Source organism: Malacoplasma penetrans HF-2 (assembly GCF_000011225.1).
Lineage (GTDB): Bacteria > Bacillota_I > Bacilli_A > Mycoplasmatales > Mycoplasmoidaceae > Malacoplasma > Malacoplasma penetrans.
In genome coordinates, this window is the sequence record NC_004432.1 from 459,051 (window position 1) to 473,257 (window position 14,207).

Sequence of the window (14,207 nt, forward strand, 5' to 3'; positions counted from 1 at the left end):
GATTTTAATATGAATAAAACTACAAAAACAAATAAATTATCTAAGACAAAAGAAACTAGCAGTAATCAAGATTTATTAATTAAAAATCTTAAATCTCTTTTAGATAACAACATTATTGATAACAATGAATATAGTCTTTATGTTGATAGAATTAACAACAAGTTTTTAAGTGTAGATGATAAGAATAAAAAACAAGATAACAAAGATATAGACCATAATGAAAGAGAAGTTGTTTTAGAAGTAATAAATTTAACTAAGCATTATCCTAGAAGAGAAAAGCCTGCAATTAAAGACTTAAACTTTAAATTAAGAAAAAATCAGTTTCATGTTTTTATTGGGGCAAATGGTGCAGGTAAAACAACTACTATTAAAGCTTTAGTTGGGGCTTATGCTAAATGAGAAGGATTGATATTAATCAATGGTAAAGAAAATACTAAAACAGTTTCTAAACTAAATGTTGGTTATATTCCTGAAAAATCTGTTTTTCCTAAAAACATGTCTACTAAACAATATCTAGTGTCAATGGCTATGATGTCGGGAATTAAAAAAGAATTAGCTACTGAATTTGCTAATAAAACTTTATTAGAACTTAATATGCAAAATATGGCTAATAAAAACCCTAATACTTTTTCTAGTGGTCAACAGAAAAAGATTTTACTTTCTCAAGCTTTAGTTCATAATCCTGATATTTTAATAATGGATGAACCAACTGCTAACTTAGATCCAATATCAAGAAATGAGTTTTATACTTTAACTAAAAAGTTACAAGAACAAGGTAAAACAATTTTTGTTTCTTCTCATATTCTTTCTGAGGTTGAAAAGTATGCTGACTATGTAACTATTTTAGATGGTGGAAGAATTGTTTATTCTGGTCCACTAGATCAAAATAAGGATTTAGAAAAATTATATTTCTCATATGTTAAAGAAGGTTCAGTTGATACTGGAATTAAAAAAGATTATTAAATCCTATTTACTTTTGTGTAATTGGTGTATAATATATATGTAAGTTTCTTTTTGAAATATGGTGAAATTCCATTCTAGTATTTCCAAAATAAACAGTCTTTAATTAGACAAAAATATTTTGGTAGCTATCAGTTAAAGTCTATGAATGAAAAGAATTAAAAAGTTACATTAGTTTAATCGCTAGCTTAAACTCTATATATCTTTTTGCTACTCTCTAGATAGATTGCTAGAGATTTTTTTATCCCCCAAATTCATTCATTTTTACTTATTATTAATAAAACAAAATAATAATCATAAAAATTTAATAAATTGTTTAAAATATAAAAAGTCAAATTTATTAAATATTATGAGTTTATTAAAAATATCAAATTTAAATTATTCAATTGGTGAAAAGACTTTATATAATGATTGTTCTTTTGTACTTAACCCTAAAGAACACTTAGGTATTGTTGGGAAAAATGGAGCTGGTAAATCTACTCTTATTAAAATCATTAATAATAAAGTAAGTCCAGATACTATTGAAATGGATTGAATGCAAAATATAAAAATAGGTCACTTAGATCAATATGCAGAAGTTCCAAAAGAAATATCAGTTTTAGATTATCTTAAAACTGCTTTTACATATTTATATGAAATTGAAGCTAAGATGATAGAACTATATGAAAAAAGTGTAGAAGATCCTAATTTATTTGATAAAGCAGTAGAATACCAAAATATCTTAGAACATAAAGATTTTTATAATTTAGATGTTTTAATAGAAAAAGTTTCTAGTGGTTTAGGTGTAATTGCAATTGGATTGGATAAAAAAATTAGTGAACTATCAGGTGGTCAAAGAGCTAAAGTAATTTTAGCTAAATTACTTTTAGAAAAACCAGATGTTTTATTGTTAGATGAACCTACTAACTTTTTAGACAAAGAACATGTTGATTGATTAACTGAGTATTTAGTTAATTTTGATAAAACATTTGTAGTTATTTCTCATAACGAAAATTTCTTATCTAAAATTACAACTCATATTTTAGAAATTAGCAACCATAAGTTTACTAAGTTTACTGGTAATTATGATTCATATTTAAAACAAAAAGAATTAATGGTTGATGATTATGCTAAAAGGTATGAAAAGCAACAAAAACAAATAGAAAAAACTGAAGATTTTATTAGAAGAAATATAGCAGGTTCTAACAGTAAAAATGCTAGAGGTAGAAGAAAACAATTAGAGAGAATGGAAAAAATGCCTCCACCTAGCAAAGAAAGACCAAAACCTGATTTTAGTTTTAAACAACTACATTGTTCAATGCAACAAAAATTAATTATTAAAGATTTATCAATTGGTTATAACAACCAACCTTTAATTAAAAATATCAATTTAACAATTAATGGTGAAGAAAGAGTTATTATTAAAGGTTTTAATGGGATTGGTAAAACAACACTATTAAAAACTTTATTAAATAAAATTAAACCAATTGAAGGTAGCTTTGAATTTAGTGACACTATTAAACCAATTTATTATGAACAAGATTTAAATTGAGAAAATGGATCATTAACTCCAATTGATGTAATTAGACAAACATATCCAAATTTAAATGAAAGAGAAGTAAGAAACTTACTTGCTAAAAATGGTTTGTCTAATAAAGATGTAATGCAACCAATTTCAACATTAAGTGGTGGTGAGCAAGCTAAAGTTAAATTAGCAATATTATCTTTAAAACCTACTAACTTTTTAATTTTAGATGAGCCTACAAACCATTTAGATGTTCAAGCTAAAGAGGTTTTGAAAAATACATTATTAAATTTACAAATAACAATTTTATTAGTTTGTCATGAAGAATCTTTTTATAAAGACATTGCAAACAAAGTTATTGATATTAGTAAATTAGCATAAATATTAATTTAACCATTCCTTTAAATAAGGAATGGTTTTTTGTTAATTGCAATTCAAATTTTAATATTGGATAATATATATAGTTTTTTTGGACTTACAAAAAAAGATTTTCTATATTAAATATTTTATTTATTTTGGGAGATTAGTGTGAAGAAGAAAAATAATAGATTGTTATTAGTTGCCTCAACTCTTTTTTCATTAAGTACAATACCAGTTGCAGCAATCACTACAATTGATAGTATTAATACAACTCAAATTTCTAAAGATAGTTCTGATTTACAAGCAGCTAGAGATATTACTACAAATAATTTGACTATGCAGTTGCACAAAGGGTATGAGCAATTAGATTGATATGGTCAAAACTTTTCTAATGCAGTAACAGAACAACAATTAAAACAATTAATAGTTCCAAATGTTAAATTTGATGTTAATTATGGAATTAATATTTTAACTCCTACTGGAACTGCTTTAACAGAAGGTTATGTTGAATTTACTGTATATCAAATTAAAACTAATATATCAGGTGGTGTAACTGGAAATCCTAATGGTTCAGGGCAATCTGGATCTACAGTTGATGGTCGTGAGGATATAGAGGCTCCTTCAAATATTAATTATAAAGATGGGAATAATACTTCACCATCTGGTATTAGTATGCAAGCTTATACAACTAATACAACTGAAACAGTTGAAATTAATGGGAAGCAAGTTCAAAAGAAATATGTTTGAACTACTAAAAATATAAATGGTTTATTTTTAAAATATAAATTTAGTTTTAGTTGAAATGATAATGAAAAAATAGGTGACTTTTTAAGAAGCACAAACAAATCTGCACTTACTGCTAATGATGTTTATGGTAATATGATTTCAACCTCTAGAAAGATTGATATTTTACCAAGTGATATAGAAACAAATCCAAGTAGTATAATTTCTTTTTCACAAGAAGATTCAGAATTAACAACATATAATATTTCTTCTGCAGATGCAAAACAATATGGAATAGGAGTAGTAACTGTTGATTTTAGTAGTTCAACTGATGGAAAAGTAGATTCAAATTGAGCTGATGGAAAAGTTCCAAATGTTAAATATTTAGTTAGAGGTTTAGTTGGAAATAATGGTTCTGGTTCAAAAGAAGAAATGCATTTAAGTACAGACCAAGGAATTACTTCATTCCTAAATACTACTTTTAGTGTAAGTGCAATAAGAGCTCAAAACACAAATTTCAAATTACCAAAAACTGTTCAAAGTACTGCAACAACAGTTAAAGTGTCAGATTTTACACCAACCGAATTAATCAATGCTTTAACTACAACTAGTAGTGGAAAATCTAATCTTTTAGATTTATTAACAAAAGACACATATTTAGATAAATCATCTAATGCTAATTCTTTACCTGCTTTATATTTAACTTATATGGGAAAAACTAAATTCTCTAAAGATACAACAGGTGGTAAAACTACAGAATGATATGGAACAGGATTATTTGAAATGGGCAATGTTCCAACTGTTAAAAAAGGAGTTGTAGATTATAACACTCTAACTAATCCAGCAAATGGTTCATCAATTACAGCAATTACTGCAAATGCAGATAATGCAAGTGGAACAATATATTTAAATGTTACTTACAATAAATATAATGTTTATCAAAACACATTAGAAATGGGTAATGAAGTTTCAATAATAATTTCAGGTTTACAAGTTGATGAGTCTGCTAACAACGGTAATAAGAATTTATATTTCCAATGAAAGTCAGTTGATCAATTGATATTTACAAATGCTGCTAATGTAATGGATTTATATAACAATAATCAAAGTGATACAGACTTCTTAAAATCATTATCTAATTCATTTTTTGAAGGATCTGAAAATACATATAACTTAGATAGAAATGTAACAATTACAAACTCTAGCAATCAAATTACTATAACTATGGAATTCCCTCAATTTGGAGAAATTAATGGAATAACTTTTACAAATACTTATTCATTAAATTCACCAGATGCAAGTTCTGCAGGAATAACTTTTAGAAGTAAAGATCAAGTTGCTTCTTCAATTAGAAGTGCACTAGGAATATCAAATCTTTCTGAAGCTACTCCTAGTCAAGTAATTGATGCAGTTGCAGATCCAGATAGAAATCTAAGTTTAAGTGATTTTTATTCAACAGGATCTTCATACACTTATTCAGCATTGATACTACAAAGTGATACAAATGATGGAGTGGTTGTTGAAGTGATTGCTGCAAATAACACTAACACTTATAAATATTCATATATTTATAGTGGAATGGCTAAAGGAACATCTACATCTCATATTTATAACTTTGCTTTTGATACAAGTGATACACAACTACAAAGCGGGTTAACTACTTTAAGAAATATTCCAATTGGATTAATTACTAAAGAAGATGTTTATAATTACTATGTTTCTAAACTTCCAATCTATAGTGGAACAAATGGGTTGCCATTAACAATTAATGATTTTGAAATAACAAAAGATACAATTAATAACTCTATTACAATCACAATCAATATACCAATTGTTGCAAATGGTTCAGTGGATGGAACTAAGACTTACTCAAACACTCTTAAAGGGTTTACAAATGCAACTATTATTAATAACAATTCAAATACAGCTATGCAAAACCTAACTGTTCCATTAAGTGTTAGTTTTGCATTAGCAATTGTATTAATAATGTCAGGATTAATTACTCATCAAATTATTAAAAGAAAGAAACTTGCTAAGTCTAAGATTAATCTTAAAGATATTAGAAAGTCAGTTAAAAAGTAGTTATTAAATAATTAAAACTAAATCTTAAAAACTAAGATTTAGTTTTTTAATGTACTTTATAATTATCAAATTAACTGTTTCAAAATTGAAAGTTGCTTTTCAATCATAGATAATTAAAGTAATAGTTTATTTAATTTACTATTATTTTTTTATCTACTAAAGTATTTATTTTTATTTGGAGTTCATTGTGAAAAAAAGAAACAGTAAACTTTTATTAAGTTCATTCACCCTTTTATCTTTAAGTGCTATCCCAGTTGCTGGAATTAGTTCTATTAAAAATATGAATAGTAATCTAACTAAGGTTGATTCAGATTTACAGGCATCTGGTGCAAGAGATATTACTGTAAATAGTTTAACTATGCAGTTGAAAAAAGACTATCAGCAATTAGATTGATATGGTAAAAATTTTGCTGAAACTGTTACTGAAGCCCAATTAAAACAATTAATTGTTCCAAGTGTTAAATATGATGTCAACTATGGGATTAATATTTTGACTCCTGTTGATGAACCTTTAGCAAATGGTTATGTACTGTTTACTGTTTACCAAATCAAAAACAATTTTTCAGGTGGTGTAACAACCCAACCTAATGGAGGATCATCTACTACTCCAGTAGATGGTAGAACAGATATTGCTCCAGAAGATAATATCATGTATGATGATGGGACTACTCAAAGTAGCATTAATATGAAGGCTTACCCTGGAGAAACAGGAAAAGTTACAATAAATGACAAAGAAGTTGAAAAAAACTTAGTTTGAACAACTAAAAATATACAAGGATTATTTTTAGAAAAGAAATTTAGTTTTTCTTGAAATAATAATGAAAAAATAGGTGACTTTTTAAAAAATACAACAAAGAGCACATTAACATCAGAAGATGTTTATACAAACTTAATTTCAAGATCAAAAATAACAGATATTTTACCTGAAGATACAGAGACTAATTCTAATATTATTTCTTTTTCACAAGAAACAGCAGATTTAACTGAATATGGAATTTCAACCAATGATGCTAAAAGATATGGTATAGGAGTTGTTAAAGTTAATTTCTCTTCATCTTCAACTGGTAATGATGCCAATCGTTGAGTTGATAGTAAAATTCCAACAGATGAAAAATATTTGGTTAGAGGTTTAATGCCTAGTGATAATTCTTCATCTTCTAAAGAAGAGATGAAACTAAATGTTAGTGATGGTTCAACTAATTCATTTTTAAGTACACCATTAAATGTGGCTGCTATAAAAGCTGAAAATCCTAATTTTAAATTACCATCAGGTGCAAATAATAATGCAACATCTGTTACAATTTCTCAGTTTACACCAACTGAATTAATTAATGCTTTAACTTCTTCTAGTGGACAATCTTCTATTTATAAATTACTAACCAAAAAAGATTATTGGGATAAAACTAGTAATGCTAATCAGTTACCTGCTCTATATTTAACTTATATGGGTAAAACTATTTATGATGGTCAAAACCCAAATGATGCTACAAATTCAACACAATGAAGTGGAGCTGGGTTGAGTAAAATGGGACAAGTTCCAACTGTTAGAAATGGTGTAGTAGATTATACTAAAACAAGTAATCCAGCAAATGATTCTACAATTTCAAATGTATTAGCAACAGCTGATAATTCTACTGGAACATTATATTTAAACATTACTTATAACAAATACAATGTTTATCAAAATACAATGGAAATAGGTCTTCAGACTTCAATTACAATTTCAGGATTACAAAGTGATGATTCAGAAAGTATAAAAAATGAAAATTTATATTTCCAATGAAAAACTATTGATCAATTAATTTTTAGCAATGCTCAAGATGTTTTAAATTTATATAGTAGCAATTCTGAAAATGCAGATTATTTAAAATCTTTATCTAACTTATTTTTTGAAGGATCTGAAAATACTTATAGTTTAGATAGAACTGTAACTATCACAGTTACTAATAATGTATTATCTATTAATTTGAGTTTTCCAAGATTTGGTGACTTAAAAGAAGGGGCAACTTTTGGTAACACTTATACACTTTCAGGAATGAGTGCAAGCAGTGCTGGAATAACATTTAAATCTCAATCTGAAGTAGCAAATACAATTGCTTCAAATTTAGGAAAAGATTTATCTACAGTTACACCAAGTGAAGTAATTAATGAATTAGCAGTTAACAATACAAGAGGAAGATTAAATCTAACAGATTTTTATACAACAAGTGGTTCTTCAACTTATTCAGCTTTAATTCTTCAAAGTGATACTAATGATGGAATTGTAATCCAATTGTCTGTAACAAATGGTTCTACAACAAGCAAATATTCATATATCTACAATGGGATGGCTAAAGGTACATCTACTTCTTATATATATAATTTTGCTTTTGATACAAATGATCAAGAATTAGAGAATGGTTTAAAAACTTTAAAAAATATTCCAATATCTTTAATTACTAAAGAAGATGTTTACAACTACTATGTATCAAGACTTCCAATTTACAGTGGATCTAATAAATTATCACTAACAATGGATGATTTTGAAATTACAAAAGACACTGAAAAAAACTCAATTACAATATCAATCAATGTTGCAATTGTTGCAAACGGTTCTGAAAATGGAACTAAAACTTACTCAAATACTCTTAAAGGGTTTACAAATGCAACAATTGTAAATAACAACTCAAATTCAACTATGCAAAACTTAACTGTTCCATTAAGTGTTAGTTTTGCATTAGCAATAGCATTAATAATGTCAGGATTAATTGTTCATCAAGTTATTAAAAGAAAAAAACTTGCTAAGTCTAAGATCAATCTTAAAGACATTAGAAAATCAGTAAAAAAGTAGTTATTAAATTATTAAAACTAAATTCCAAAAAAGTGGGATTTAGTTTTTTATTTTACTTAAAACTAAAAATTTTATGCTTTGTAAAATTTGAAAGTTGGTCTGTAATATTAGATAATTAATAGTAGTGTGTTTAATTATTTGATCTAAATAATTTAAATTTAAAACTAACTAATCATTATTTTCATTAATGGGAGAATATTGTGAAAAAAAGAAAAAGTAAATTTTTACTAAGTTCATTAACTCTTTTATCTTTAAGTGCTATTCCAGTTGCGGGGATTAGTTCTATTAAAAACATGAATAGTAATTTAGCTAAAGTTGATTCAGATTTACAGGCATCTTCATCTAGAAACATATCTGTGAATAATTTAACTATGCAGTTAAATAAAGATTACCAAAGCTTAGACTGATATGGTAAAAACTTTGCTAACACTGTTACTGAAGAACAATTAAAGCAATTAATAGTTCCAAACCTTAAGTTTGATGTTAACTATGGATTTAATATTTTAAATCCAACTGGTGATGCATTATCTAATGGATATGTAGAATTTACAGTTTATCAAATTAAAAACAGTTTTTCAGGTGGTGTTACAACAAATCCTAATGGTTCAGGAGCAACAGGACAAACTGCTGATGGAAGAACATTAATTTCACCAGTAGATAATATCACTCAATCTGATGGAACAGCAAGTACTATTGATATGAGGGCATATCCAAATGATAATGGAGACACTGTGATAAATGACACAACTGTTAAAAAAAATATGGTTTGAACTACTAAAAATATAACAGGGTTATTTTTACCATTGAAATATAGTTTTTCTTGAAATGATAATGAAAAAATAGGTGATTTTTTATCTTCTACTAATAAAAGTATTTTAACTGCCCAAGATGTTTTTGATAATATGATTTCAAGATCAAAAATAACAGATAGTTTACCAACTGACACAGTTTCTAATGCTAGCATTATTACTTTTTCCCAAAATGATGCTGACCTTTCTCAATATGGAATATCAGGAACTGATGCTCAAAACTATGGAATAGGTGTTGTTAAGGTTGATTTTTCTACTTCAGCGAATGAAGGTGGTCAAGCAAATAATTGAGTAAATAGCACTGTGCCTAAAGACCAAAAATATTTAGTAAGAGGATTGTTGCCAACAGGTTCAAACTCAACTAAAGAAGAAATGAAATTAAATATTAGTGATGATTCAGCAATATCTTTCCTAAATACTTCTTTAAGTGTTTCTGCAATTCAAGCTGAAAATAAAAATTTCAAATTACCTTCAGGTGCTACAAGTGGTGCAACTTCTGTAACAATTTCTCAATTTACACCTACAGAATTAATAAATGCTTTGCCATCTTCTACAAGTAGTGTATCTTCTTTATATAAATTACTTACTCAAGATACTTACCTAAATAAAACAAATAATGCAAATCAATTACCTGCTTTGCATTTAACATATATGGGTAAAACAAGTACTAGTAGAGCTACAACTGGATCAACTACAGCTGCTTGAGGTGGAACAGGACTATATCAAATGGGTAAAGTTCCAACTGTTAAAAATGGTGTTATTGACTATAATGACACAAGAAACCCAGCTGATAGTTCTGGAGTTACTAATGTATTAGCAACAGCTGATAATGCTTCAGGAACACTATATTTAAATGTTACTTACAATAAATATAATGTTTATCAAAACACAATGGAAATTGGCCTTCAAACTTCAATTACTATTACAGGTTTACAAACTGATGATTCTGCAAGTATTAATAATCAAAATTTATACTTCCAATGAAAATCTATTGACCAACTAATTTTTAGTAGTGCTCAAGATGTATTAAATTTATATAACTCTAACTCTAATGACTCAGCATATTTAAAATCATTATCAAATTTATTTTTTGAAGGTTCTGATAACACTTATCAATTAGATAGAGAAGTAACTATGTCAGTTAATGGCAATGTGTTAACTATTAATTTAAATTTCTCAAGATTTGGAGATTTAAAAGATGGAGCAACATTTGGTAATACATATACTTTAAATGGAACAAGTGCAAGAAGTGCTGGAATAACTTTTAAATCTCAATCTGATGTTGCAAGTAGAATTTCTTCAGTTTTAGGAAAAGATTTATCTACAGTTACACCAAGTGAAGTAATTAATGAATTAGTAACTAATAATAGTAGAGGATTATTAAACTTAACTGATTTCTACTCAACTAGTGGTTCTTCAACTTACTCAGCTTTAATTCTTCAAAATGATACAAATGATGGAATAGTTATTGAAGTGTTAGTAACATCAGGTGATACAATCACTAGCAAACATTCTTATATTTATAATGGAATGGCTAAAGGTACTTCAACATCTCATATTTATAACTTTGCTTTTGGTGCAGATAATTCAGAGTTATCAAGTGGATTAGCAACTTTAAGAAACATCCCAATTAATTTAATTACTAAAGAAGATGTTTATAACTATTATGTTTCAAGACTTCCAATTTATAGTGGTGAAAATAGATTGTCTTTAACAATGGATGATTTTGAAATTACAAAAGACACAGGAAACAATTCAATTACAATTTCAATCAATGTTGCGATTGTTGCAGATGGTTCTGAAAATGGATCTAAAACTTATTCAAATACTCTTAAAGGGTTTACAAATGCAACAATTGTAAATAACAACTCAAATTCAACTATGCAAAACTTAACTGTTCCTTTAAGTATTAGTTTTGCATTAGCAATAGCATTAATAATGTCAGGATTGATTGTTCATCAAGTTATTAAAAGAAAGAAACTTGCTAAGTCTAAGATTAATCTTAAAGACATTAGAAAATCAGTTAAAAAATAATTTTTATTTAAAAACTAAATCTGAAGCCAAAGATTTAGTTTTTTTATTACACACAATTTTGCTATGATTTTCACTGTTTTGAAATTGAAACCAACATTTTAATAAATGATAATTTAATCATTAGTAGATTAGTTTATTACTAGCAATTTTTTTGTTTGTAATAAATCTTAATTAACTTTTGGAGTCATTGTGAAAAAAAGAAATACTAAATTCTTATTAAGTTCATTAACCCTTTTATCTTTAAGTGCAATTCCAGTTGCAGGAATTAGCTCAATTAATAGTATGAATAGTAATCTATCTAAAGTAGATTCAGATTTGCAAGCAACTGCTGCTAGAAATATAACAGTTAATACTTTAGAAATGAGATTAAAAAAAGATTACAACAAGTTATCTTGATATGGAAAGAATTTTGCTAATACTGCTACTGAGGCTCAGTTAAAAGAATTGATTGTTCCAAACAAGAAGTATGATGCAAATTATGGAATTAATATTTTAACTTCTAAAGATCAAGCATTAGCTAATGGTTATGTTGAATTTACTGTTTATCAAATAAAGAATGAATTTAATAATGGGGTAACCACTAAACCTGGTGGTTCTGGAAGTACTTCATCAACAACTCCAGTTGAAGGAAGAACAGATATTGCTCCACCTACAACTAATATTACTTTTGATGATGGTTCATCAAGTAGCATAGATATGAGGGCATATACAACCAATGGTACTGATGATGTAGAAATTAATGGTAAAGTTGTTAAAAAATCTATGGTTTGAACCACTAAAAATATTGGTGGTTTGTTTTTAGAGTATAAGTATAATTTTTCTTGAAATAACAATGAAAAAATTGGAGACTTTTTAAGAGATACAAGTAAAAGCACTTTGAATGCACAAGATGTTTATACTAACTTGATATCAAGATCTAAAATAACAGATATTTTGCCAGCAGATACAGCTACAAAAACAGGTATTATTACTTTTTCACAAGAAGATGCAGAATTAACATCATATGGTATTACAAATGCAGATGCTAAAAGATATGGTATTGGAGTAGTAAAAGTTGATTTTTCAAAATCAGATATAGCTACAAATGCAGATAATTGGGTAAATAAAAAAGTCCCTAATGATGAAAAATACTTAGTAAGAGGTTTGATGCCTAGCAATGGGTCTTCTTCAAAGGAGGAGATGAAATTAAATATTGATGAGGGAACTAACTCATTTTTAAATACTCCTTTAAGTGTTGAGGCGATCAAAAAACAAAATAGAAATTTTAAATTACCAAGTGGTGAAACAAATCAAAATGCTACATCAGTAAAGATCTCTCAATTTACACCGTCAGAACTAATTAATGCACTTACAACATCTAGCAATGGATCTTTAAATCTATTGGATTTACTAACAAAAAAAGATTATTTGGATACTTCAAGTACTAATCAATTACCTGCTTTATATTTAACTTATATGGGGAAAACAACTTTTGGTGGAAGAAATTCTAATAATACTTCTACTCAATGAAATGGAACTGGCTTAAATAAAATGGGGGAAGTACCCACTGTTAAAAATGGTGTTGTAGATTATATAAATAAATCCAATCCTGCTAATACTTCTAACATCACTAATGTATTAGCAACAGCTGATAATGCAAATGGACAATTGTATTTAAATATTACTTATAATAAATTTAATGTTTACCAAAACACTGTAGAAATGGGTGTTCAAACATCAATTGTAATTTCAGGATTACAACCTGATGATTCAGAAAGTTTAAATAATAAAAATTTATTTTTCCAATGAAAATCAATTGACCAATTAGCATTTGGTAGTGTACAAGATGTAATGGATTTATATAACAACAATAAAGACAATGCAGTTTATTTGAAATCATTATCTAATTTATTTTTTGAAGGTTCACAAAATACTTATTCATTAGACAGAACAGTAACAATCCAAAGTAGTGGTAATAATTTAACAGTAACACTTAACTTTCCAAAGTATGGAGATATTAATGGAGGTTGAACTTTTACTAACACTTATACACTTTCAGGACAAACAGCAAGTGCTGCTGGAATAACATTTAAAAGTCAAAGTGAAGTTACTGCAAATATTAGAAGAGCATTTAATGATGCTGAACTTTCTACAATCACACCTAGTCAGGTTATTAACCAATTAAACTCAAATAATACTAGTGGTAGACTTAGTTTAAGTGATTTCTATACAGCTAGTGGATCATCAACTTCTGCTCTAATTCTTCAAAGCGATACAAATGATGGAATTGTAATTCAAGTAATTTCAACTCAGGGTTCTAACACTTATAGATATTCATATATCTATAATGGAATGTCTCAAGGTACTTCAACTTCTCATATTTATAACTTTGCTTTTGGAGCACAAGATTCAGGATTAGAACAAGGATTATTAACTTTAAGAAATATTCCAATTGATTTAATTACCAAAGAAGATGTTTATAACTACTATGTTTCTAAATTACCAATTTATAGTGGTACTGATAAATTGCCATTAACAATTAATGATTTTGAAATAACAAAAGATTTAGATACTAACTCTATTACAATTTCAATTAATGTTGCAATTGTTGCAGATGGTTCTGAAAATGGTACTAAGACTTATTCAAATACTCTTAAAGGATTTACAAAAGCAACAATTGTTAATAGTAACTCAAATACAATTATGCAAAATCTAACTATTCCATTAAGTGTTAGTTTTGCATTAGCAATTGTATTAATCATGTCAGGATTGATTACTCACCAAATTATTAAAAGAAAGAAACTTGCTAAATCTAAGATTAATTTAAAAGATATTAGAAAATCTACTAAAAAGTAATTCCTATATATTAAACCAAACCATCTCTACAAGGTTTGGTTTTTTATTTAAATATTCTATAATTATTAGT

6 protein-coding genes are annotated in these 14,207 nt (G+C 27.0%); all 6 read left to right on the forward strand.

Translation table 4 applies throughout. The features are described from left to right. Positions 1–9: 9 nt before the first annotated feature. The 6 genes from MYPE_RS01875 (at position 10) to MYPE_RS01900 (ending at position 14,137) form a co-directional block, all read left to right on the forward strand. A complete protein-coding gene (locus MYPE_RS01875) occupies positions 10–963 on the forward strand; it encodes an ABC transporter ATP-binding protein (RefSeq protein ID WP_011077183.1) in 954 nt (317 codons plus the stop codon). A 346-nt stretch (positions 964–1,309) separates the two neighbouring features. Then, the gene (gene abc-f, locus MYPE_RS01880; protein WP_011077184.1) at positions 1,310–2,845 is read left to right on the forward strand and encodes a ribosomal protection-like ABC-F family protein; all 1,536 of its coding nucleotides are present in this window, start codon (positions 1,310–1,312) and stop codon (positions 2,843–2,845) included. 147 nt (positions 2,846–2,992) lie between these two features. Beyond that, positions 2,993–5,629, forward strand: coding sequence for a hypothetical protein (locus MYPE_RS01885; protein WP_011077185.1), 2,637 nt, complete (start codon positions 2,993–2,995; stop codon positions 5,627–5,629). 187 nt (positions 5,630–5,816) lie between these two features. Next, positions 5,817–8,459, forward strand: a complete 2,643-nt coding sequence (locus MYPE_RS01890) for a hypothetical protein (protein ID WP_011077186.1) — start codon at positions 5,817–5,819, stop codon at positions 8,457–8,459. Positions 8,460–8,659: 200 nt separating this feature from the next. Next, complete coding sequence (locus MYPE_RS01895) at positions 8,660–11,302, forward strand: hypothetical protein (RefSeq protein WP_011077187.1); 2,643 nt, start codon at positions 8,660–8,662, stop codon at positions 11,300–11,302. 189 nt (positions 11,303–11,491) lie between these two features. Then, the gene (locus tag MYPE_RS01900; protein ID WP_011077188.1) at positions 11,492–14,137 is read left to right on the forward strand and encodes a hypothetical protein; all 2,646 of its coding nucleotides are present in this window, start codon (positions 11,492–11,494) and stop codon (positions 14,135–14,137) included. Positions 14,138–14,207 lie beyond the last annotated feature (70 nt).